Raw genomic sequence first — 22862 nt, 5'->3', positions numbered from 1 at the left:
GGGGGGACTGTCGGGCCGGATTACGAGACGGGCTCGGCGGCCGGCTCGTCAAACTCCTCGTATTCCTCACGGTGAATGTTGATGCCTGCGTCCTGGAGCTTATGCTCGAGGTGCTCGTAGCCTCGATCCAGGTGGTAGACGCGGAGCACGTGGGTGGTGCCCTCCGCCACCATACCCGCCATAACGAGCGAGACACTGGCGCGGAGGTCGGTACTCATCACCTGCGCCCCCTTAATGGGCGCTCCGCCGTGGACGGTTGCCGTGTTGCCTTCAACGGAAATCTCCATCCCGAGCCGCTGGAGCTCCGGGACGTGCTTGAAGCGATCGTCGTAGATGGTGTCCGTTACGGTGGCCGTTCCGTCCGCCAGACCGAGAAGCACGGTCCACTGCGCCTGCAGATCGGTGGGAAAGCCGGGGTAAGGGGCCGTTTCGATTGAGACGGGCTGGAGCGTTTCCGGGCGCGTAACGGTCACGACCTCGTCCGCGTAGTCCACATCTACTCCCGTCTCGGCGAATCGCTCTTTGAAGTCGTCCCCCAAATGCTCATGCGTGCCTCGTCGCACCTCGACGGGCTGGCCCGGCGCTCCGGCCGTCGCCGCCATCAGCATGAACGTACCGAGCTCGATACGGTCAGGCGTATTGCGGAAGGAGGCCGGTGTCAGGGCATCGACGCCCTGAATCTCGATGGTGTTCGTGCCGAGTCCATCGATCTGGGCGCCCATCTCCTTCAGGGCCTCGCCGAAGGCCACCACGTCCGGTTCCTGTGCCGCATTCTCGATGCGGGAAGGGCCCTGTGCCGTCACTGCCCCGAGCAGGAGGTTGATTGTTGCCCCGACGCTGGAAGGGTCGAGTCGAAACGTCCCCCCGTCCAGACGCCCCCCGGGAGCGGAGGCAAGGACGTACCCTTCTTCCAGCTCAATGTCCGCCCCAAAGGCTTTCATGCCCTCAATGTGGAGGTCTACCGGGCGTGGGCCCCACGCGCAACCGCCGGGGAGCGACACCTTTGCCTCCCCGCAGCGCCCGATGAGGGCGCCGAGCATGTAGAACGAGGCCCGCATCTTTTTGACGAGCTCGTACGGCGCGACGGGATGATTCACCGTCGACGCATCGATGGTGAGGGTGTTTGCATCGGCATCGAAGGTGACCGCCGGACCGGCAACCCGAATCACGTTCGAAAAGGTCCGCACGTCCCGCAGGTTGGGGACGTTGGTGATGCGGGTGGAGCCGTCGGCCAGGAGGGCCGCCGCCATGAGGGGAAGGGCGGTATTTTTGGATCCCCCGACCGTGAGGGGACCTTCGAGCGGCGAGCCACCGTGTACGACGAGCTTATCCATGAGCGTGGGGGGAACGGATGAAGGAGGGCAAAGAAGAACCCGATATCAGACCGTCGGATTCGGACGCGACGTGAATGCGCAATCGGGGGCATTGTTCGTCTCATGCTTTCGGAGTGGGGGGCTGTTGAGACAAAATGGAGGAATCAGGTGGAGGGGAGCAACGTACAACCGACGTCCCGTGGGAATACTGCTCATGGTTCCTCTTGCAATGAGTGGTACGTCCGGGTTTCCATGTTGGATTGAACACTGGCGTGTGGACTGTCCCCAGGCTGCTGAATGCCGTAGTCAACACAGCGTGTTCGATTCAGCACTTGACCCCCCCTCAGCTTGACTGACCACTGGTGAGAACAGACGGTCGACGACGCGGAGGGCCCAACGAGCGGTCCTTCGTGGCCGGGTCTCGATGTCACTTTCGGTCTACGTCCGCGAATGGTTATGGAACGCGTCTATCTCGATCATGCTGCGACAACGCCACTGGCCCCGGCGGTGCTGGAGGCTATGAAGCCGCATCTTACGGAGCATTACGGCAACGCCTCGTCCGTGCACCAGTATGGCCGGCAGGCGCGGGTCACGCTGGAGGATGCTCGGGAGCGAGTGGCGGACTGTTTGGGAGCGGAGTCGAGTGAGATCGTGTTTACGAGTGGAGGAACGGAAGCAGACAACCTGGCACTCAAGGGCGTGATTGCAGCCGCTTCGGACGATGGCGCTCCGGCTGGACTCGTCACCTCAGCGGCTGAGCACGAGGCCGTGCTCCGCCCGGCCGAGCGACTCCGAGAGCAGGGGCATCCGGTCTCCATTCTATCCCCTGGAGCCCACGGCGCCATTTCTCCCCAGCAGGTAGACGCGGCGATCGACGAGCATACGGCGCTCGTTTCGCTCATGCACGCCAACAACGAGATCGGGGTGTGCACCGACATTCCGGCCATCGCGGAGGTCTGTCGGGCGAACGATGTGCTTCTTCACTGCGACGCGGTGCAGACGGTGGGGCTCTTGCCGGTTGATGTCGATGATTTGGGCGTGGACTTGCTGTCCCTTTCCGCACACAAGTTCTATGGACCGAAGGGCATAGGTGCGCTCTTTGTTCGAGGGCGCGTAGATCTCGGGCCACTGGTAGAGGGCGGATCGCAGGAGCGGGAGCGCCGCGGGGGAACCGAGAATGTGCCGGGAGTCGTGGGGCTTGCGGCAGCACTAGAACGGGCAATGGACGGGGCGGAGGAACGAGCGGAGCGACTGTCGCAGCTCCAGCGGCACCTCGTGGACGGCCTCGCCGATGCGGTCCCGTGCGACTACGTGCTGAATACGCCGATCGGCGAGGCGCCCGTTGCGCCCCATGTCGTTAACGTCGCCTTTCCGCCAACTGAAGAGCCTCTGGACGGGGAAATGTTGATTCTGAATCTCGATATGGAGGGCGTTCTGGTCTCGGCGGGATCGGCCTGTACGAGCGGGGCACTGGAGCCGAGTCATGTGCTCACCGCACTCGGGCTGGAGCGCGAAACGGCCTCCGCCGCTGTACGCTTCTCCATGGGGGCCGACACGACGGAAGACGACGTCGAGTATGCACTCGATGTGTTGCACACCACCCTTGATCGGATGACGGGTTGACCAGCGTCCGGTCCTGGCTCGTTTCTTTTCTCTTGATTCCTTTGGTGCATGTCTCCGGTTCTTCTTGTCTTCGCGAAAGTGCCTCGGCCGGGGGACGTCAAAACCCGTCTTACCCCTGTTCTGTCGCCGGAGGCGGCAGCGCACCTCTACGATGCCTTTCTGCGAGATGCCCTGGCCCTCTATTCGGAGCTGGCAGTTGACGTGCGGCTCTATCTCGCTCCCCCCCTTCCAGACAGAGGGATCGAGGGCATGCCGACGCAGGTGTCCGTCCACGAGCAGCAGGGCGATGGCCTCGGCCCTCGGATGCAGCACGCGTTCCACGAGGTCTTTAGGGCAGGATACGAGCGAGCGGTGATTGTGGGGACCGACCATCCAACACTGCCTCCTTCGTTCATTCAACGGGCGCTCAATGTTTTGAAGACACCGGGGACGATCACCATCGGCCCAAGTGAGGATGGAGGCTTTTATCTTCTGGGCATGAATGACTTTTACCCCCACCTCTTCGAGCGCATGACCTACAGCCACGACGAGGTGTTTGCCGATACGCGGGCCCGTGCGGAGGCCACGGAGGCGCAGGTGCTCATTCTTCCGGAGTGGTATGATGTGGACACGCCGTCCGCCCTGCGTCGCCTGCTCGACGATCTCGACGATGCGGACGTACAGGTGCCTCGGACCCGCACGGCCGTTCGGGAGCTCTCCCTTCGGACCCAGCTTTCGCTTGACGACTAGCCGCGGCCCGGCGATCCGGTCGGCAAATTTTTTGACAAGGTCCATCCTTGGTTTTGGAAGCGGTTCCAAAATTTTTATATTACAGAATCCTTTCAGCTACACCAACAACGAACGACGGTCATCCATGAGTCCGGCCGATATATCCTCGTCCCCCTCCTCGTCTTCTCCGGGCCCAGAACGGGATAATTTCAAAACCCTTGAGCAGTTCATCATTGAGCAGCAGGATCGATTCCCGCATTCGACCGGGGCCTTTTCGCGCGTGCTCCGCGACATTGGGCTGGCGGCCAAGATGATCAACCGGGACATGCGACAGGCGGGATTAATTGGCGTTGCCGGAAATACCGGGACGGTGAACGTGCAGGGAGAAGTTCAGCAAAAGATGGATGCGCTTGCTCATCAGGAGTTTGTGCGTGCCCTTCGGCGGGGGGGAGAGTGCTGCCTCATCGGGTCCGAAGAGCACGCCGAGGCCATTCCGCTCAGCTCGAACCAGGAGGAGGGACAATACATTGTGCTGCTGGATCCGCTGGATGGGTCGTCCAACATCGACGTGTGTGTGTCCGTCGGCACCATCTTCAGCATCTATCGGCTTCCCGACGGCTACGACCAGACTGAACCCGACCTCGACGCTGCCCTGCAGCCCGGCACAGAGCAGGTGGCCGCGGGCTACGTCGTGTATGGGTCGTCCACGATGCTCGTGTACACGACCGGAGATGGGGTGAACGGATTTACGCTCGATCCAACCATTGGGGAGTTTCTGCTTTCACATCCGCAGTTGACGACGCCCGATCGAGCACGTATCTTCTCGATCAATGTTGGCTACTACCACTCCTTTGAGGATGGACTGCGCAGCTATCTGGACTGGCTGCAAGAGTACGATCCGGAGACGGACCGACCGGCAAAGAACCGATATATCGGGTCGTTCGTGTCGGATTTCCACCGCAATCTGTTGAAGGGAGGGATCTACATGTATCCCGCTACCCAGGGCAATCCGAATGGCAAGCTGCGGCTCATGTACGAGGCCAATCCGATGGCATTCATTGCTGAACAGGCCGGAGGGCGAGCCTCGGACGGGCACGAGCGCATTCTGGAGAAATCCCCGGACACACTTCATCAGCGAACGCCCCTCTTGATCGGGACCGAGCAGATGGTTCGTCGGGCGGAGGCATTCCTTGCGGAAGAGCACTCTGCGGCGTAGGCAGACCGGAACGCAGTCCAACACGGAGAGCCGACCCCGGACGTTTTTTTCCGATACCAACGGCGAACCTTCATGGACGCACTTTTGGACGTACAGTGGTTTTCTCTACTTCTTGCGGCCTTTGCGGGGGGCGCCTTCGGGGCCGCCGTTGGAGCGTTGCCGGCATTTGTGTTTACTGGATTCATGGTCATTGCCGGGGAGGCGGCCAATTTGATCGGGAAAGTGCTGGCGTCCGGTACCGGCATGGCGGCTGCTGATGCCAGCGTTGCCATCACCGGAGCGGTGGCGTTTGGGCCGGTTTTTGGCCCCCACATCTCCTTTGCCGGAGGCGCTGCGGCGGCGGCCTACGCGGCCAAGCAGGGATACATGGATACCGGCCATCCCTTTCACATGGCAAAGGACATCACCTATGCCCACGGCACGAAGATTGACGTGCTCGTGGTGGGTGGGCTCTTTGGCATTCTCGGGGCACTCATTCGACAGGTGTCCGGCGGCTTGGGACTGCCCTGGGACCCGATCGCCATGGGCGTGGTCCTCTCGGCGCTCTTTCACCGGCTGGTGCTCGGCTTTTCCGTGATCGGGACGGTCGGAGGGACGGGGCTGTTCGATATGTCGCCCTTCGAACGAGAGGAGAAGCGGGAGGGAGGCGAGTCGCGTCGGTTTGTGGTCGAGCCCTGGCTTCCGCATCAGTACAGGTGGGGGAGCGTGGCCTTTCTGGGGCTCGTCGCCGGTCTTCTGGGGGCCTATACGGCGATCGAGACGGGAAGTCCATTTCTCGCGTTCGGCATTAGTGCCGCCAGCCTCCTCTTTTTGAATCTCGGGGTCGAGAAGATTCCGGTGACGCACCACATCACGCTGCCGGCCAGCACGGCGGCGCTCGCGGTGGTGGCAAGTGGACCGGAGGTCGAGACGGCTCTGCTTTCCGGCCTGTCCAACGAAATGGGATTGATCGTCGGCGGTCTCTTCGGCGTGCTTTGCGCCCTGTTCGGAGAGGTCTTCCAGCGTGTCTTCTACGCGCATGGCGATACGCATTGGGATCCGCCGGCCACCGCCATCGTGCTGGGGACGTTCCTCATTGCCCTGCTCTATTTCGCAGGCGTGTTCGGCACGACGGTGTGGGTGCCGGTGCCGTAACCCCTGGGCCTTGGCTCTCCGATTCGAGCAGCCGTCGCACTGTTGGGAGAGAGCCCGAGGAGGTTTCACGCGCCTTCGTCTCTTCAGGACGACGACGGGTCGTCATACCGCTTCCTGGAGATGATTGTGCATCGATCAGGTGTGTGCGCACGACGACTCTCCGTCTTTTGCTTCCGGCTTATTCCGCGCCTCCCAATGCGGGGGCTGCCTTGATAGAAGAAGACAACTCAGTCAGGTAGGGAGCCACTCGGGCAGTACATAATGGTCCTGCGTAGTGGGTATACGAGGCCTGAGCGGCCGTGTGAAGGGGGGGCGGGGTCGGGTCAACGGACCGGCGAGGAGACGGTAGATGGATCCATGAGGTAGCCTTTCGCCACGTCAAGGTAGTCTTCGACCTGCTGCTCTACCCAGTTCTGGTCGTGTCCCATTTCCTCTGCCATCAGCTCCGCCACCTGCGGGGCCACGTCGATTGAGGCCTGGGCGTCGAGGAGCAGCGAGCGCGTCCGGCGCGAGAGCACGTCCTCGACCGTCTGGGCCATCTCGTGTCGGGCAGCCCACACCACTTGGGCGCCGCGAATGGGCAGCCGATCGTCGAGCGGAGCCTTGAGGGATGGATGGTCGGACATGAGCTCTTCGATTTCGATCGCGTCCGAGCCGTACATCGACAGGTCGCCAAACTCTTCGGCGTGCTCGTGCCAGCCGTGGATGTGAAGGTCTCGGGTGACCGAGGGACGCTCGTCCAGGTCGGCAAGGGTGGCCGCCTGATCAATCGTGTCCTGTGCCATCTTGCGGTAGGTGGTCCACTTGCCGCCGGAGATGGTGACGAGGCCGCTATTGGAGATGTGCAGCTCGTGCTCGCGGGAGATCTCGGAGGTTTCGCCGCCACTGCTGCTGGGCGGAGCCACGAGGGGACGGATGCCCGCAAACGTGCTTAGCACGTCCTCCGGCCCGGGATCGTTGATGAGGTAGCGCTGGGCATGTTCAAGCAAGAAGTCCAGTTCGTCCTTCGTGGGCGTCGGTTCGAGCGAGACCTCGTCGACCGGCGTGTCGGTGGTACCCACAACGACGCGGTCGTGCCAGGGGATGGCAAAGAGAATCCGCCCATCGTCCGTTTTTGGCACCATGATGGCGCTGTCGCCGGGGAGGAACGACCGGTCGAGCACAATGTGGACGCCTTGGCTGGGACGGAGCGTGGAGGGCGCGTCCGGATCGTCCATCTCCCGGATGGTATCCGTGAAGATCCCGGTGGCATTGATTACCGCGCGGCCGTCGATTTTGTACTCTGTTCCCGTTTTTTGGCACGTCGCACGCACGCCGTCCACCACACCCTGGGACTTCGTGAGGTCCGTCACCTTCATGTAGTTGATCGCGACGCCTCCTTGTTCAACAGCCGTCTGCGCCATGTTGATGGCGAGGCGTGCGTCGTCGAACTGACCGTCGTAGTAGATGACTCCGCCACGCAGTCCGTCCGGTTCAATCGTCGGCAGGTGCTCCAGCGTCTTTTCGCGACTCAGGTTTTTGGACCTTCCGAAGTTTTGGCGTCCGGCCAGCACGTCGTAGAGCTTGAGGCCGATGCCGTAGTAGGGCCCCTCCCACCAGTCGTAGTTGGGCACGACGAAGGGCAGGTTGTGCACCAGGTGGGGCGCATTCTTCTGGAGGAGGCCCCGTTCCTTGAGGGCTTCGAGGACGAGAGAGACGTTGCCCTGCTCCAGGTACCGCACGCCGCCGTGCACCAGTTTTGTAGAGCGACTGGACGTGGCTTTGGCAAAGTCGTGCATCTCGAGGAGGAGGGGATCGTAGCCGCGGGCCGCGGCCTCAACCGCGGTGCCGAGACCAGTGGCTCCTCCGCCAATGATGATGAAGTCCCAGGACTCGGTGCGGCGGTCGAGCGCGTCGATTTGACGTTGTCGTTTCATGTTGTGCACGAAAGAGGAAAAAAAGAAGTACGTCTAGAGGAAGCAGGCACAGAGGACAACACGACGGGACGGTGGTTGTCCACGAGCGAGGATCGATCGTATGACCGTCCCCCTTTGCGCTTCTGTACTCTCGTCGGGGACTCCGTCCCCCTGTTGAGAATTGAGACTGCGTTCGGGAGGAGGCTCACGAGGCCGCAGTGGGTTCCTCCGTCTCGGAGACCGGTTGCTCGTCGGGCTCCTCCCAGGCCTTGGCACGCTCAAGGGCTTTGGCCCAGCCCGCGCGCAATTCGGCGACGCGATTGGCGTCCATCTCCGGCGTAAACGTGCGGTCGAGCTGCCACTGGTCGCGAATCTCGTCCTGGCTGTCCCAGAAATCGACCGCCAGTCCCGCGAGGTAGGCCGCACCGAGGGCGGTGGTTTCGAGCGTTTCGGGGCGAATGACCGGAACGCCCAGAATGTCGGACTGAAACTGAAGCAGCAGGTTGTTGGCGGCCGCTCCTCCGTCAGCGCGCAGCTCGCGCGTCTCAATGCCAGAGTCGGCCTCCATCGCGTCAATCACATCTGCCACCTGGTACGCCATGCTCTCGATGGCGGCCCGGGCAACGTGGCCCTGCGTGACGCCCCGTGTGATGCCGGCGAGGATGCCGCGGGCGTACTGGTCCCAGTGCGGCGCCCCCAGCCCCACGAAGGCCGGAACAAGGTAGGCGCCGCCGTTGTCGTCGACCGATCGGGCCAGTTTTTCCACCTCCGATGCCTCCCGGATGATTTTCAGCTCGTCCCGAAGCCACTGCACTACCGCTCCGGCGATAAAGATGGAGCCTTCCAGGGCGTAGTGCGTCGTGCCGTCAATCTGGTACGCGATCGTGGTGATGAGGTCATTTTCGGACTGGACCGCCTCCGTGCCGGTGTTTTGTAGCATGAAGGCGCCGGTGCCGTAGGTATTTTTGCCGAGCCCCGGGCTTGTGCACATCTGGCCGAAGAGGGCGGCCTGTTGGTCGCCGGCGATGCCGGCAATGGGAATCGCCGAACCGAAGGCATCAACCTGGGTTTCGCCGTAGACCGTACTGCTATCCTTCACGGTCGGCAGCATGGATCGAGGCACGTCCAGAAGATTGAGCAGCTCCTCATCCCATTCGCCCGCGTGGATGTTGTAGAGGAGGGTGCGGGAGGCATTGGTGGCGTCCGTGATGTGTTTCTGGCCGTTCGTCATCTTCCAGACCAGCCAGCTATCGACGGTGCCGAATGCGAGGTCTCCGTTCTCTGCACGCGAACGCGCTCCGTCCACGTTATCGAGGAGCCATTTCACCTTCGTGCCCGAGAAGTAGGCGTCGAGGATAAGGCCGGTGTTCTTCTGGAAGAGGTCGGCATATCCGTTATCGCGGAGCCGATCACAGAGACCGGAGGTGCGGCGGTCCTGCCACACGATGGCGTTGTGGATGGGCTCGCCCGTGTTGCGGTCCCAGACGATCGTCGTCTCGCGCTGGTTTGTGATCCCGATGGCCGCTACGTTCGACGCTTTCACGCCGGCCCGGCTCAGCACCTCCGAGGCAGTGCCCATCTGCGTCGACCAGATCTCGTTGGGGTTGTGCTCGACCCAGCCCGGCTCGGGATAGATTTGCTCGAACTCCTTCTGAGCCACCGACTGTACGGTGCCGTCCTCGTCAAACAGGATGGCCCGAGAACTCGTGGTGCCTTGGTCCAGAGCAAGAATGTAAGACATGGGGGGAAAGACTGTGGAGCGGGAACCGAAGAGAAGTGGAAGCGCTTTTAGAAAGAGCGAAGACGGAACTCGTGCCGTCTCGTTCGGAGGAGCGCTTCCGTGATTTCTTCACATCCGTCGAAGACAATTCGACCCCGTTCGGTTCCCCGAACAGAGAGATTTTGGGGACTGAGGGAGCGTGGCGTCGACGGCTTCGACGTTTTCCTCGATCAGGGCTCAACCGTCCATGGATCAGCAGTCAAACCAAACGAATGAGCACGCATCCTTCTTGACGCTCGAGCAGTTTATCATTGACCGTCAGAAGGCATTTCCCCATTCTACGGGGGCGTTTTCGCGGCTTCTCCGCGATCTCAGCGTAGCCGCCAAAATTATCAGCCGTAACATCCGTCGGGCCGGCATTTTAGACGTGCTGGGAGAAACCGGCACGGTAAATGTGCAGGATGAGAAGCAAAAGAAGCTCGACCAGATTGCCCATCGAGAGCTCGTGCGTGCTCTCCAGCGAGGGGGGCAGTGCTGCCTCATTGGCTCTGAGGAGGCGTCCGACACGATCACGATGGATTCAGACCGTGAGACGCCCGAGCGCTACGCTGTTTTCTTCGATCCGCTTGACGGGTCCTCGAATACCGACGTGAATGCCTCCGTGGGAACCATTTTCAGTGTGTATCTGCTGCCGGACGAGTGGGCGCCGGACAATATTGTCGACGTTTCGCTTCAGCGGGGGGCCGAGCAGGTAGCGGCAGGCTACGTAGCCTACGGTTCCTCCACCATTCTCGTGTTTACGACTGGGAATGGAGTCAACGGCTTTACACTTGATCCCTCGATCGGGGAGTTTCTTCTCTCCCATCCGGATCTTCGTATTCCGGACCGGGGAACGATGTACTCGGTGAACGAGGCAGACGTGGGCGACTTTGCTCCAGAGCTTCGGGCCTTTCTGCGGTGGGTCAAACGCAAGGATCCGGACACGGGGCGGCGAATCCGGGCGCGATATATCGGTTCATTCGTATCGGACTTTCACCGCAACCTGTTGGGGGGCGGGATCTACATGTACCCGTCCACTGCGGACCATCCGGATGGTAAGTTGCGGCTCATGTACGAGGCGAATCCGATGGCTTTTCTCGTAGAGCAGGCCGGAGGGCGCGCCACAGATGGGCACCAGCGCATTCTTGACATTGAGCCCACGTCGCTTCACCAGCGCACGCCTCTATTCATTGGAAGCCGGCCGCTCGTGGAGGCCGCCGAGCGGTTCCTACGCGGGGAACAGACGCACACCTGAACGTCGCCTCCGCTGTGTCGTACGGGCGAAGAGTAGATTCTCACGAATTGCGCGTCCCCCATGCTTGACGACGCAGGCCCTACGGCAGTCGATCCGGTGGCGATTTCGGTAGAGGACATGCATCGTCCAGAGACTCTGGAGCACTCGTTCGAGGGATGGACATCCGAGGTCTTCGACATGCTCGATCGGCTCCGGGCTGAGCCCCACATTGACCAGTACAAGAAGGAAAAGCCCGGTGTCACGGATCACCTCAAGAATCCCTTCCGGCGCTACCGAGACGATCTTGTGGTGAACTGGGTATTGCCCAACCGGCTCGATCTGGAGACCGAGCGCAACGTGTTCAGCCGCCTTCTCAAGAATGATTTCGGTGCGGGCGGTTGTCACGACCACCTCTGGATGTCGTTCTATCGGCCCGAGACGAAGCGGCTGGAAGATGTGCAGATCACGCACCGGGTCTCGCCGGATGGGTTTGCTGTGGGCGTTTACGTCGGCGCGTACGCCACTGAACTCTTGACGCAGGCGAAGGCGCGAATTCGCGACGCTCCAGCCACGTATCTCGACCTCGTAAACCCGCTGCTGGCAGCCGACGGCTGGCGCTTTTACACGCATCGCGGCTCCGGGCAGAATGAAGAGAAAGTCGTATACACGGAGCCCCTCGATGCCGTGCCAGAGTCGATCGACGGAGCGGACGGGATCTATGCCCGGCACTACATCTCACGGGAGGAAACGCTGGCGCTCGGTCCCGAACTGGTAGACCGGGCCCTCGATCTGGTATTGGACGCCTGGCCGATTTATCGGTTTTATTTGGCAGGCTCCTGAGGCGAGGGGGAGAGAGGGAGGATCGACGCTACCAAACGCCTCACGCCCATCCGGTAGCGGAAAAGGCGGCCCACTCATGGTTGACTGACAGACCGGGAAGCGGGGGCGGATCCCTGTTTAGAAGCCGGTTGTCGGCTGGCAATCTCGTCGTCCAGAGCCCACGGGGCCCGAGGATTCTGGCGTCGGAGGTATTGGTCGGCGTCCGGCAGGTTCGTGATGCTCACACTTTCGGGATCGTACTGGATCTTTCGCTGACCCGCGCGGAGCGAGACGAGGCCGAGGAGCATAACCTCCGTAAGCGGTGCGGCATACTCAAAGTCGGAAACCGGCTCCGTCTCGCCCCGAATAGCACGGATCCAGTTCATCTCGTGGCCGTCGGCGCCGTTCTCAATGCGGTCGAACATTTGGGGCGGATCCTCTTTGCCGAGGGATTCGGGGACGAAGCGTGGCTGGTTGCCCCATTTGCCGTGCACGAGCGTGCCTTCGGTGCCTTCGTAGAGCACACCGCCCGAGGAGGTGCCCATCGTCTCATCCTCCGGCCAGCCTTCCGGGCGCTCCGGCTTGAGTCCACCGGTCGACCAGGTGAGTTCGACCCCCGGACGGTCCTCCGTCGCTGGAAAGTCGTAGTATACGCGCGCCGCGTCTGGCCAACTGACGCCGTTGAAGTTTGCTGCAGTCGTTTCGACGGTCGTTGGGTAGCCAAGCTCCAGCGCCCACCACGGATGATCGAGGAGATGGGCCGCCATGTCACCCACGGCACCAGTGCCGTACTGCACCCAGCCGCGCCAACGGAAGGGATGGAAGGCCTCGTGGTACGGCTCGTTGGGGGCCGGGCCGAGGAAGAGGTCCCACTTCAACTTGTCGGGCGGGCGTTGGACTGTCTTGGGCAGGTCTACGCCTTGGGGCCACCATCCGACCGGGCGGTCCGTCCACACGTGTACCTGTTCAACGTCCCCAATGCGCCCACTCCGAATGTACTCGTTGATGCGCCGTCCAGCATCGCCGGAATGGCCCTGGTTTCCCATCTGCGTCACGACGCCCGTTTCCCGAGCCACCTGCTCTACTGCTTGCGCTTCAGCGACCGACCAGGTGAGCGGCTTCTGCACGTATACGTGCTTGCCCCGCCGCATGGCGTCGATGGCGATTTTGGCGTGCGTGTGATCCGGGGTGGCAATGACCACCGCGTCGATCTGGTCGCCCATCTCGTCGAACATGCGGCGGTAGTCATAAAACGTATCCGCGTCCGAGAATGTCTCAAAGACCTCTGAGGCATAGTCGTGGTCGGCGTCCGCGAGGGCGACGATATTTTGGCTCTTCAGGTGATCCAGGTTGTACTTGCCCATGCCGCCTACGCCGATCCCGGCCACGTTCACCGTGTCGCTGGGGGCTTGGTAGCCCGGCCCCCCAAGCACATGGCGGGGGACCACAAGAGGCGCGGCCGCAGCGGCGGTTCCGGCCGTAGCGAGGGTTTTGAGGAAGGAGCGGCGGGAGGAAGCCATTGCAACGCAAAGCAGATTGGAGGAGAAAGACGGGGTACATTCGGTCTCCTCACAAAGCATATCGCTTAGAAGGCGACAAAGGCAAGCCCGCGTCGCTTTTAATCCTTAAAAACGAAAGCCTTCTGAGAAGGGGGAAGACGATAAGAAAACGAGCTTGACTTGTGGCGCCCCTCGTCCTACGTTGATCCTGCTTTCATTCGTCCAAGATGCTGCCCGGTCTGCGACGCCTGCCATTGCGTCGTGAACCGGCCTCTGTGCGTATGCTTCGTCATTTTCTGTGTGTACTGGGAGTGTTTTGTCTCGGAATGGGAGGGGCTGTACAGGCACAGTTCCAGGGCCTGCCCCCTACTGCTCTTCCGCTGGAGGATCTACAGAGCTTTCGCTCCGCCCCTGAGAACTGGTCGGTGGCCGACTCCGCCTGGGCCGACCCAACCCGGGAGCGTCATCTGGAGTCAACCCGTGGGAGCGGAGTTCTGGTGAACGCCTCTGCGAAAACGGCCGCCGAGCCCCTTCTGACGAGATGGACGCACCAGGATTTAGAGATCGAGATGGATGTGATGATGTCGCGAGGGGCGAGGGCCGGCATTTTCCTCCAGGGCCGCTACGAGATTCAGTTGGTCGACAGCTGGGGCGTGCAGGAGCCAACCGACAGCGACATGGGCGCCATTTCGCAGCCATGGCGTTCACGGCGACCAGAAGGAGAACGGGGCGTGGGAGGGCATCCGCCGCGCGCGAACGTGGCAAAGGCCCCGGGGTTGTGGCAGCACCTCACGATCGACTTCCAGGCCCCGCGCTTTAACGAGGACGGGGAAAAAGTGGCGCCCGCCCAGTTCAACAAGGTAGCGCTCAACGGGGTCGTGATTCATCGCAATATTTCGCTTAGAGGACCGACCCGGGACGCTCGATTTGAGGCCGAGGCTCGGACCGGCCCCCTTATGATTGTGGGCGACCAGGGACCGGTCGCAATCAAAAACATCCGGTACAAACGCTATCGGCCCGGCGAGATTTTCCTGTCCGGCCTGACGTACCGGCGCTACGATGCAAGCCTGGCGCGGGGACTTGGGGCCCTGGATCCCGACTCGCTCGTCGAAGAGAGGGCGACCGACCGCATCAGTCAGGAAGTGGTCGGGGAAGAGGATGATTTTGCCGCGGAGTTTGAGGGCACACTGACGGTTCCCCGATCCGGGACCTATGGATTTGATCTTCGGCTTGACTGGATCCGTACAGACGCGTCGTCGGGCCACGAGCGGAGTGGAGGGGGACGCCTGCGCATCGACGGCGAGCGTGTGTTGGCCCACGCTGGGTCCAGTCGCAGTGAGACGGGAACGGTTGATCTGGAGGAGGGGGCGCACTCGTTCCGACTGGTGTACTTCAAGAATCGGGAATACACTTCCAATTCGCAGGTTGGCCTGTTTGTCGAAGGCCCGAATCTCCGCCGTCGTTCGCTGACCACCGATCGGGTGCCCGCAGAGGTGCAGGATCCGATTCATGTGGCGCCAACCACGCGGCCCACCCTACTCCGCAGCTTTTTCCGACACGAGGGAGAAAAGAAAACGCACGTCCTCTCGGTGGGGAGTCCGGCGGGAGGACATTATGCCTATGATCTCGTGCAGGGGAGTCTGCTTCAGGTCTGGAGGGGGCCGTTCCTGCGGGCCAATCCGATGTGGGAGGGACGAGGGCATGCGCAGCGGGCCGTTCCGCGGGGGAGCGGCCCTGTATTGTCGGATGCTCCCCCGCTCGCTATACTGTCGGATCGTTCGGCCCCATGGCCGGATTCGATGCAGCAGCGGGTCGATCACGAATACCAGGGGTATCGTCTCGACGCACAAGGGCGGCCCACATTCCGGCACCGGTTTGGAAATTTGAACGTGACCGATCAGCTCCGGGGGAAGGGAACGGGGCAGGGCGTCGAACGCACCCTGATGTGGTCGGGCACACCGTCGTCCGAGAAGATCTACATCCGGTTGTTACGGGCAGAGGCCCTCCATCGGGCCGGGCCGAATCGGTTCGTGGGGGGGGATCGAGAGTTGTATCTGGAGCTGAAAACCGGGGGGGAAGCAGCATTTCTGCGACGTCGAGAGGGCAAACGCGAACTACTCGTGCCCCTGACTACCGATGACGCGTCTGGTCGCCTTCGTTATGAAATCATCTGGTAACCGCATGCACGTTCTGTCGTCTGCTGTCATCGCCGCTGTTTCGGAGTGGGGGAGGTGCCGCTTCGGCTCTGCCGTTCTTGTGCTGGTTATGCTCGCGGGATTGGGGCCCGTTCAGGCACAAGAGGGAGGGGGGGCGGCCGGTGAGGTTGCGGAGTCCGACTACTATCGGCTCCAGTCGCTCCCCGTCCCGGAGGGCGTGAGGCTGGAAGTAGGGGGCATGGCACAGCTGCCGGATGGTCGACTGGCCGTAGCCACGCGTCGCGGGGACGTGTGGATGATTGAGAATCCGACGATGGCGGGTGGCGATGCGCCTGAGTACCATCGCTTTGCGCAGGGACTCCACGAGCCTCTTGGACTTGCCTACACGGACGGCGCCCTCATTGCCAACCAGCGCGGAGAGCTTACCCGCATGGTTGACACGGATGGGGATGAACGGGCCGATCGCTACGAGAACATCACAACCTGGGCTCTGGCCGGAAACTACCACGAGTATTCCTACGGCCCGGAGGTGTTGCCGAATGGCGACTTGTTCGTGACCCTCAATCTGGCGTGGATTGGCCGAGGAAGTAGCCTGAAGCCGTGGAGCGGGTGGGGCCTTCGCGTGAGCCCTGATGGGGAGGTGACGCCCCTGGCGGCGGGCATGCGTTCACCGGCAGGGTTTGGCAGAAATGCCGACGGAGATCTCTTCTACTCGGAAAATCAGGGGGACTGGGTCGGCACGGGCCGCATCACGCACGTTGAGAAGGGCGACTTTGTCGGTCATCCCTCCAGCCTGAAGTGGGCCGACCGTCCGATGTCTCCGGTGGACCTTGCACCGGAGGAGATTCCGGATTCCGGGGCCCCGATGCACGAGGTGGCGGAACAAGTGCCTGGGCTTAAGCTTCCAGCCGTTTGGTTCCCGCAGGGCATCATGGGCATTTCCACCTCGGACATTCTGGTCGATACCACCGGCGGTGCGTTCGGGCCGTTCAGCAATCATCTTTTCGTCGGGGATCAGGGGCAGAGCAAAGTGATGCGCGTCTTTCTGGAACAGGTGAAAGGGAACTATCAGGGAGTCGTCTTTCCATTTCGGTCCGGATTCCATTCTGGGGTTCTTCAGCTCTCCTGGGGACGCGACGGGTCGCTTTTCGCGGGCATGACGAACCGAGGCTGGCCCTCGACCGGGTCTGAGCCGTACGGCATCGACCGGCTGGTGTGGACGGGACGGGTGCCGTTCGAGATGAAGACGGTTGAGGCGCGGACGGACGGGTTCGAGATCACGTTTACGCGTCCCGTAGACCGGGAGACAGCGGCTGACCCGTCCAACTACGAGATCAGCGGATTTACCTACCACTACCACTCCGATTATGGCAGTGAGGTCATCAATCGCCGGAGGGCTTCGGTCGCGCGCGTGCAGGTGGCGGAGGACGGACGCTCCGTGCGACTCGCGGTCGACAGCCTGCGGCCCGGCTACATTCATGAGATTCAACTCCAGAATCTAACATCGGCGTCCGGCGTGCCCTTGCTCCATACGAAGGGCTACTACACGCTCAATCACATCCCGGAGGGGACGCCCCTCAGCACCGGGACTCCATCGCCGAGGACGCCGACGGTAGCGGGGGACACGGAGGCCCCAACGAAAGAGGATACATCGTCGGAGGCGCGCTCTTCGGCGGAAGGGGACCCGAGCGACGCGATGTCCAAGCACCAGACCACCCGGCCGGACCATTGGACGGGGGGCGCCGACCGGACACTCACAATTAGCACGAAGCCGGGCCTGCAATTCAATAAGTCCGAGCTTCAGGTGAAGGCCGGCGAACGGGTGAAGTTGGTCTTTCGGAATACCGACGATCTTATGCACAACCTTCTCATCGTGCAGTCGGGAGCCGTCGAGCCCGTGGCGAAGGCCGCTATGAACATGGGGCTGGACGGACAAGAACGCGGGTACGTGCCTCGGAGTGACCGCGTGCTGTTTCACACAAGTCTGTTGCAGCCAGAGACCGAGGAGGCCATCTACTTCACGGCGCCGGAGACGGCGGGCGAGTATCCGTACGTCTGTACGTTTCCGGGACACTGGCGCACGATGCAGGGAGTGCTCCATGTAGGGGAATAGCAGACAGACGGGAGGTGAACCCGACAGGCCCTTTCCCTCGGTCTCCTGCTCGTTTTGGGCAGAATCGGAGAATGATCGTCCGTCTTCCCCATCAGCACTCCCATATGTGATTGCCCTGCTCGTGCGGCCAGAGGGCTGGAGAATGTCCGTGCCGATTGGTTACGTTCATACCGCACGCATCCTTTCTCCATTCTCCTCGTTCATGTCTGATCTCCTCGAAGTCACGACCGATGCCCAGGTTCGGACGATCCGACTCGACCGGCCCGAGAAGCGCAATGCGCTCAACGCCGCGCTCGTGACCGAGCTCAAAGCAGCGCTCTCCGACGCGGCGGACGCAGAGGGGGTGCGCGTTGTGGTGCTTACGGGCAACGGCTCCTCGTTCTCGGCCGGCGCCGACCTGGCATCCCTGAAAGAACTACGGTCGGCAAGTCCACGGGAAAACGAGCGGGACTCCCGGCACCTCGCGGAGCTCTTTCGGCAGATCTACGTCCACCCCAAGCCCATCATCGCACAGGTGAACGGGCACGCCATCGGGGGCGGGTGTGGACTTGCGGCGGTGTGTGACTTCTCGTTCGTCTCAGACGATGCAAAGCTCGGCTTCAGCGAGGTGCGGATCGGGTTCGTGCCGGCCATCGTGATGGTGTTCGTTCAGCGCAAGCTGGGAGAAGCGGCGGCGCGTGACCTGCTGCTGCGCGGGCGGCTCGTGACGGCGGCACAGGCGTCGGAAGTGGGGCTCGTCAGCCGGGCCGTGTCGGCATCGCGGCTCGGCGACGAGGTTCACGACCTGGCGCGCGAGTTGGCAACAGAGACCAGTGGATCGGCGGTAGCCATGACGAAGCGGATGATGGCACAGCTGCCAGGGATGGGTCTAGAAGAAGGACTCGACTACGCCGTGCAGATGAATGCGTTTGCGCGCAGCACGGAGGACTGCCAGGCGGGCATCGACGCCTTCTTGAATGACGAGCATCCCCCATGGAAGCGGGACGAGGAGGGGGCGGAGGCATGATGCGGCCGCTCGGACGAGAGGGGGCCAGTTGCCGGGTCCTTACGGATGGGCGACCACGGTCCCCATCGAGCGATCAGAGGCTCCTTGTCCTCACGTCATCGGGATTGAGCACATTCTTGGGCATCCATCCGCATTGCTATGATCCGATCGTTTCTGGACCAGCACCCGCAGTACGACGACAGCAATTACATTGCCGACACTGCCGTCGTGATTGGCGACGTCACGCTCGGGGAGGGGGCAAGTATCTGGCACCACTGCACGCTTCGCGGGGACGTGAACTGGATTCGCGTCGGTCCCGAGACCAACGTGCAGGACAACACGGTCGTCCACGTCACGCACGGCACGGCGCCGACGGACATCGGCGCTCGCGTGACGATTGGGCATGGCGCCATCATCCACGGCTGCACGATTGAGGACGAGGTGCTGATTGGTATGGGCGCCACCGTGCTCGATCACGCTACGATCGGGGAACACAGCATTGTAGGGGCGCAGGCCCTTGTGACCAAAAACACAGAGGTTCCCCCCCGCTCGCTTGTGCTTGGGCAGCCGGCGACGGTCGTACGAGAGCTCACCGACGAGGAGGTCGAAGGCATTCAGGACGGCGCCGAGAACTATCTGCAGTATAGTGCCGTCCATGCCGGGCGGGAGACGCCCGCCGAAAATCCGTGGTATGATCCGAGATGAGGGGGCGCAGCCCAGGGCCGCTTCTGTTTTGACCGGTAGATCTTTTTCCCTCCGACGTAGAATTACAGACGAGTTGCACCGGACGATCAACACCGTGGTCGGTTGGCCGTCGAATCCCAACAATCCTTTGGCGTTGCCCCGATCCTCTGATGCGTCTTGTTCTCCTTCTTCTCTGCGGTAGCCTCGTTCTCACGGCCTGCTCGGCCATCTCGATTGGGGAGCAGGATGTGTTCTTTCCCAAGCCGTCTGTGACGCCTCACACATTTGATCTGGAGGGGATTCGTCTGTCGGACACGACGGTTCCCGTCGCCGACAGCGTGAACGTGAACGCGTGGCACCTCACGCAGGCTGACGCTCAGGCCACGGTTCTCTTTTTTGGGGGGAACGGGTTCTACCTCGTACAGTCGCGCAGTTATCTGAGAGCTCTTACCCGCCCGTCGGTCAATGCTTTGCTGTGGGACTACCGGGGATACGGACGGAGTGAGGGAGAGCCGAGTGTAACAGCCTTCCGCGAGGATGCGATTGCCGTGTACGACCATCTCGTGGAGGTTCGCGGCGTCAATCCGAAGCGACTGCTCGTGTGGGGACATTCGCTGGGGAGTTTTCTTGCCGCTCATGTGGCGACGGAGCGGGACGTCGGGGGCGTTGTGCTCGAAAATCCAGCGACTACCGTAGACGACTGGGTCGGGCACCTCATCCCGTGGTACGTGCGTCTCTTCTTAGGGGTCGATGTAGATCCGGCACTGCGGGCGGAGAGCAATGTTGAGCAGGTGCGGGCGTTGGAGGTGCCGTTGCTGGTGGTGGCGGGAGCGGAGGACAACGTCACCGATCCGGCGATGGCGCGGCGCCTTCATCGCGAGGCAGGCTCGAAGGATAAGGAACTGGTGGTGGTCGACGACGGAGCCCATAACGGACTCGCGGAGACGGAGACGGTGCAGGCAGCATACCGTGCGCTTGTGGGGACGGTGGTCCAAACTGCTGCTGCGTCACAGGCGGTGACGGAGGAAGGGCCGCGTGGGGAGTAACGTTGAGGTTTTGCCTTCGCGGGAATGAACGGTGTCCCCCGGTCCGACGATGGGGAAATTCTCCCGAGTGGGGAGGGACCGCAAGCCATTCCACTAGCACCACCCGTTCTAAACAACGCAGGAAGACGAGTGTACGAGAGAAACTGTCGGCTGAGGTCGCACGGCCTTTGAAGCTGTGTTGGGCACTTAGTGGGATCCGCCGTCCTTTCGTTCTGCCGTCCGCGTCCGTTCATGTCTCGTTTGGAGGACTCTACCATATTCCGGCCGACGGACGAGATCCTCTCCGATCGTCAGAAATCACAGATCCAGGCCCATCGGCTGCTGTTTCTGCTGGGAAGCGTCTTGTGTTTGTCCTTCATCCCACTGTTTGAAATTGCGAGTCCCGGAACGCTGACCCCAAAGTGGGACTGGGGGGCCGTCTCTGGCCTCCTCGCAGGGGTATTTGCAGCATCCTATCTGTCGGTGCACGTCCGTCGACACTATGCCGCATGGATCCAGGGCGCGAGCTTCATCATCATCGGCTGGTTCCTTGTTCTTAGCGCCCACAACGGGTTTCGCAGCAACTACGAGATTGGGCTTCTGTTGCTGCACGCCATTTTTACCGTCATAGCCGGGATCGGGGCGCGGACGATTGGACCCGTGCTGCGGTTTGCGCTCCTCAGCGTTCTTGCTACCGTAGGCGCGGTCATCGCCAGTCCCGCGACGCTGGAGGATGAAGCCGTTCTCCTCGGGGCACTGGCAACGGTGGCGCTGGTGCTCACGATTGCCATTCAGCGACTCATTTCGATTCGGAAGCAGCTTCAGGAGCGTGAATCGCGCCTTCGGGGCCTAGCCAACAGCATTCCGGGCGTCGTTTTCCAGTTCTATGCGCGATCCGACGGCACTCGGGGAAGTTACTTCGTGAGCGAACACGCGGAAGATGTGCTCGGCCTTCCGCCCGATCCGAACGACTTCTACGACCGTGTCATTGAGGGCATTCCGGCGTCGCATCGCGAGGACGCGATCGAAACCATCGAGGAGACGATTCGGAAGCAGATCCCATTGCGGCTCGAATTTCCGTTCGAGAAGCCCTCCGGAGAGTACGTCTGGCTCTTAGGCACGTCGGCGCCTCGGGTGGAGGAGGACGAGGTTGTGTTCAACGGGGTTCTGCTAGACATTACCGAGCGACGGCACGCCGAAGAGGAATTGCAGCGGACCAAGAGTCGCTATCAAACCCTGGTGGAAAATTTTCCGAGGGGGGGAGTCTTCTTGTTCGATGATACCCTTCAGTACACGCTCGCAGGCGGTGCGGAGCTGGAAGCCGTTGGGCTTTCAGCGTCGGACATCGAAGGAGCCACGGCCCACGACCTGTTTCCGGACGATCTTGCCGAAGAGACGGAGCACTACTACAGGCGGGCCCTAAACGGTGAGGTGCACAGCTTTGAGCAGACCTATCAGGGAAAGCACTACCAGATCTTGACGCTTCCTGTACGGGGGAGTGGCGGAACGGTCGTGTCGGGGATGGCGGTCTCCCTGGACATCACGGCCCGGAAAGAACAGGAGCGTGCGTTGCGCGAGGCGAAAGAGGAGGCAGAACGGTCCAGCCAAGTGAAGACAGCGATGCTGGCCAATATGAGTCATGAGGTGCGCACCCCGCTGACCTCCATCATCGGTTTTTCCGAGCTGCTCAAAGATAATCTGAACGGCCGTCTCGAAGAGTTTGCGGAGCGGACCCACGAGAGCAGTCAGCGACTTTCGGATACGTTGGAGTCGATCCTCCAACTTTCTAAGCTGGAAGCAGGAGCCGCCGCTCTTGAGCGGGAGCCGGTTGGTCTCGTCGCTGCCGTGCAGGAAACGGTCGCGTTGTTGCGACCCACGGCAGAGGAGAAGGACCTTGCGCTTGTGTGCTCGTATCCCGAGTCCGATGTGGAGGGGCTCTGGAATGAAGATGCCCTTCGTCGCATCACACGCAATTTGTTGGAAAATGCGATCAAGTTTACCCCGAAAGACGGGAGCGTAGCGGTTCGGGTGAGGCAGGAGGAGGGCACGGCGATTCTTCAGGTGGAAGATACGGGCATCGGGATCAGTGAGGATCTTCTGCCGGACATCTTTCAGGCTTTTCGACAGGAGTCTGAAGGGCTGGATCGGGAGTATCAGGGGAGCGGTCTCGGCCTGTCGATTGTGGACCACCTGGTCGACGAGCTGGGAGGGACCGTTGAGGTACAGACGCAGAAGGGAGAAGGCACGTGCTTCACGGTTCAACTGCCGTTACATCAAGACGGCGCACCTACGTGAGTTCGCTTCGGGGCGCCGTGGTAGATCGGGGGGCGTTTTTGGGGGAGGCAGAAGCAGGAAGGACGGATCTGGTTCGGGGAGGACGGAAGCATCGCCTGGACCCTTGTACCAGAACCCAAGGATCGTTGTGCATTTCATCGGATTGCAGAGAACGGGAGGCCCGATATGCTGTGTGTCCGGTGGAGTGCAATGACTTTGGACCTTTGGCTCTTCGCCAGAAAAGCAGATGTCTATGCTCCGGCCTGCGTTCGGTCTGCGAAATCATCTGCAGCGGATGGAGAGACAATCGGAAATGACCGCTGATTCTTGGGCGGTCAACGCGACGGGAAGCGAACGAAACGCAGTGGGGGGCGTCAAGGGATGCGCTCCACAAATCAATTCAAATACTCACGTTCATCGGCAAC

Annotated in this window: 16 protein-coding genes; 12 read left to right on the top strand and 4 right to left on the bottom strand. The window is 61.6% G+C overall.

The genetic code is table 11. The features are described from left to right. Positions 1–20: 20 nt before the first annotated feature. The gene (gene murA, locus BSZ35_RS05000; protein ID WP_105011417.1) at positions 21–1334 is read right to left on the bottom strand and encodes a UDP-N-acetylglucosamine 1-carboxyvinyltransferase; all 1314 of its coding nucleotides are present in this window, start codon (positions 1332–1334) and stop codon (positions 21–23) included. A gap of 435 nt (positions 1335–1769) precedes the next feature. Here murA and BSZ35_RS04995 point away from each other — a divergent pair, with 435 nt between their 5' ends. The 4 genes from BSZ35_RS04995 to BSZ35_RS04980 all read left to right on the top strand — a co-directional run bounded on the left by BSZ35_RS04995 (position 1770) and on the right by BSZ35_RS04980 (position 5994). Further along, a complete protein-coding gene (locus BSZ35_RS04995; protein ID WP_105011416.1) occupies positions 1770–2936 on the top strand; it encodes a cysteine desulfurase family protein in 1167 nt (388 codons plus the stop codon). A gap of 48 nt (positions 2937–2984) precedes the next feature. After that, a complete protein-coding gene (locus BSZ35_RS04990; protein WP_105011415.1) occupies positions 2985–3665 on the top strand; it encodes a TIGR04282 family arsenosugar biosynthesis glycosyltransferase in 681 nt (226 codons plus the stop codon). A 124-nt stretch (positions 3666–3789) separates the two neighbouring features. Beyond that, entirely contained in the window at positions 3790–4860 is a 1071-nt protein-coding gene (gene fbp, locus BSZ35_RS04985; RefSeq protein WP_105011414.1) for a class 1 fructose-bisphosphatase, read from the top strand. A 72-nt stretch (positions 4861–4932) separates the two neighbouring features. Next, a complete protein-coding gene (locus BSZ35_RS04980; protein WP_105011413.1) occupies positions 4933–5994 on the top strand; it encodes a hypothetical protein in 1062 nt (353 codons plus the stop codon). A gap of 323 nt (positions 5995–6317) precedes the next feature. On the opposite strand, the gene BSZ35_RS04975 is transcribed toward BSZ35_RS04980, so the two are convergent. Both BSZ35_RS04975 and glpK read right to left on the bottom strand, forming a co-directional pair. Further along, positions 6318–7910 carry a glycerol-3-phosphate dehydrogenase/oxidase gene (locus BSZ35_RS04975; RefSeq protein ID WP_105011412.1) on the bottom strand — a complete coding sequence of 531 codons (1593 nt, stop codon included), beginning with the start codon at positions 7908–7910 and terminating at the stop codon, positions 6318–6320. Between the two features lie 184 nt (positions 7911–8094). Then, a complete protein-coding gene (gene glpK / locus BSZ35_RS04970; protein ID WP_105011411.1) occupies positions 8095–9630 on the bottom strand; it encodes a glycerol kinase GlpK in 1536 nt (511 codons plus the stop codon). Between the two features lie 226 nt (positions 9631–9856). Here glpK and fbp (BSZ35_RS04965) point away from each other — a divergent pair, with 226 nt between their 5' ends. Continuing rightward, positions 9857–10903, top strand: a complete 1047-nt coding sequence (fbp, locus tag BSZ35_RS04965) for a class 1 fructose-bisphosphatase (RefSeq protein ID WP_105011410.1) — start codon at positions 9857–9859, stop codon at positions 10901–10903. A gap of 60 nt (positions 10904–10963) precedes the next feature. After that, a complete protein-coding gene (locus BSZ35_RS04960; RefSeq protein ID WP_105011409.1) occupies positions 10964–11722 on the top strand; it encodes a hypothetical protein in 759 nt (252 codons plus the stop codon). A gap of 74 nt (positions 11723–11796) precedes the next feature. Here BSZ35_RS04960 and BSZ35_RS04955 read toward each other — a convergent pair whose 3' ends face one another. After that, entirely contained in the window at positions 11797–13221 is a 1425-nt protein-coding gene (locus BSZ35_RS04955) for a Gfo/Idh/MocA family oxidoreductase (RefSeq protein WP_181149182.1), read from the bottom strand. 260 nt (positions 13222–13481) lie between these two features. Here BSZ35_RS04955 and BSZ35_RS04950 point away from each other — a divergent pair, with 260 nt between their 5' ends. The 6 genes from BSZ35_RS04950 (at position 13482) to BSZ35_RS04925 (ending at position 22458) form a co-directional block, all read left to right on the top strand. Continuing rightward, positions 13482–15377, top strand: coding sequence for a family 16 glycoside hydrolase (locus tag BSZ35_RS04950; RefSeq protein ID WP_181149181.1), 1896 nt, complete (start codon positions 13482–13484; stop codon positions 15375–15377). A gap of 4 nt (positions 15378–15381) precedes the next feature. Continuing rightward, positions 15382–17469, top strand: coding sequence for a plastocyanin/azurin family copper-binding protein (locus tag BSZ35_RS04945; protein WP_219846588.1), 2088 nt, complete (start codon positions 15382–15384; stop codon positions 17467–17469). Positions 17470–17671: 202 nt separating this feature from the next. Continuing rightward, entirely contained in the window at positions 17672–18475 is an 804-nt protein-coding gene (locus BSZ35_RS04940) for an enoyl-CoA hydratase-related protein (RefSeq protein WP_105011405.1), read from the top strand. A 138-nt stretch (positions 18476–18613) separates the two neighbouring features. Continuing rightward, positions 18614–19159, top strand: a complete 546-nt coding sequence (locus BSZ35_RS04935; RefSeq protein WP_105011404.1) for a gamma carbonic anhydrase family protein — start codon at positions 18614–18616, stop codon at positions 19157–19159. Positions 19160–19308: 149 nt separating this feature from the next. Further along, the gene (locus BSZ35_RS04930; RefSeq protein ID WP_105011403.1) at positions 19309–20184 is read left to right on the top strand and encodes an alpha/beta fold hydrolase; all 876 of its coding nucleotides are present in this window, start codon (positions 19309–19311) and stop codon (positions 20182–20184) included. A gap of 231 nt (positions 20185–20415) precedes the next feature. Further along, positions 20416–22458 carry an ATP-binding protein gene (locus BSZ35_RS04925; RefSeq protein ID WP_105011402.1) on the top strand — a complete coding sequence of 681 codons (2043 nt, stop codon included), beginning with the start codon at positions 20416–20418 and terminating at the stop codon, positions 22456–22458. Positions 22459–22862: the final 404 nt, after the last annotated feature.

The organism is Salinibacter sp. 10B (assembly GCF_002954405.1).
Lineage (GTDB): Bacteria > Bacteroidota > Rhodothermia > Rhodothermales > Salinibacteraceae > Salinibacter.
Note: the sequence above shows the minus strand (reverse complement) of the source record. Positions and strands in the feature narration are given on the sequence as shown.

Coding starts and splice junctions, on each gene's coding strand:
- murA (WP_105011417.1), bottom strand. CDS start 1,334: ATGGATAAGCTCGTCGTACACGGTGGCTCGCCGCTCGAAGGTCCCCTC.
- BSZ35_RS04995 (WP_105011416.1), top strand. CDS start 1,770: ATGGAACGCGTCTATCTCGATCATGCTGCGACAACGCCACTGGCCCCG.
- BSZ35_RS04990 (WP_105011415.1), top strand. CDS start 2,985: ATGTCTCCGGTTCTTCTTGTCTTCGCGAAAGTGCCTCGGCCGGGGGAC.
- fbp (WP_105011414.1), top strand. CDS start 3,790: ATGAGTCCGGCCGATATATCCTCGTCCCCCTCCTCGTCTTCTCCGGGC.
- BSZ35_RS04980 (WP_105011413.1), top strand. CDS start 4,933: ATGGACGCACTTTTGGACGTACAGTGGTTTTCTCTACTTCTTGCGGCC.
- BSZ35_RS04975 (WP_105011412.1), bottom strand. CDS start 7,910: ATGAAACGACAACGTCAAATCGACGCGCTCGACCGCCGCACCGAGTCC.
- glpK (WP_105011411.1), bottom strand. CDS start 9,630: ATGTCTTACATTCTTGCTCTGGACCAAGGCACCACGAGTTCTCGGGCC.
- fbp (WP_105011410.1), top strand. CDS start 9,857: ATGGATCAGCAGTCAAACCAAACGAATGAGCACGCATCCTTCTTGACG.
- BSZ35_RS04960 (WP_105011409.1), top strand. CDS start 10,964: ATGCTTGACGACGCAGGCCCTACGGCAGTCGATCCGGTGGCGATTTCG.
- BSZ35_RS04955 (WP_181149182.1), bottom strand. CDS start 13,221: ATGGCTTCCTCCCGCCGCTCCTTCCTCAAAACCCTCGCTACGGCCGGA.
- BSZ35_RS04950 (WP_181149181.1), top strand. CDS start 13,482: ATGCTTCGTCATTTTCTGTGTGTACTGGGAGTGTTTTGTCTCGGAATG.
- BSZ35_RS04945 (WP_219846588.1), top strand. CDS start 15,382: ATGCACGTTCTGTCGTCTGCTGTCATCGCCGCTGTTTCGGAGTGGGGG.
- BSZ35_RS04940 (WP_105011405.1), top strand. CDS start 17,672: ATGTCTGATCTCCTCGAAGTCACGACCGATGCCCAGGTTCGGACGATC.
- BSZ35_RS04935 (WP_105011404.1), top strand. CDS start 18,614: ATGATCCGATCGTTTCTGGACCAGCACCCGCAGTACGACGACAGCAAT.
- BSZ35_RS04930 (WP_105011403.1), top strand. CDS start 19,309: ATGCGTCTTGTTCTCCTTCTTCTCTGCGGTAGCCTCGTTCTCACGGCC.
- BSZ35_RS04925 (WP_105011402.1), top strand. CDS start 20,416: ATGTCTCGTTTGGAGGACTCTACCATATTCCGGCCGACGGACGAGATC.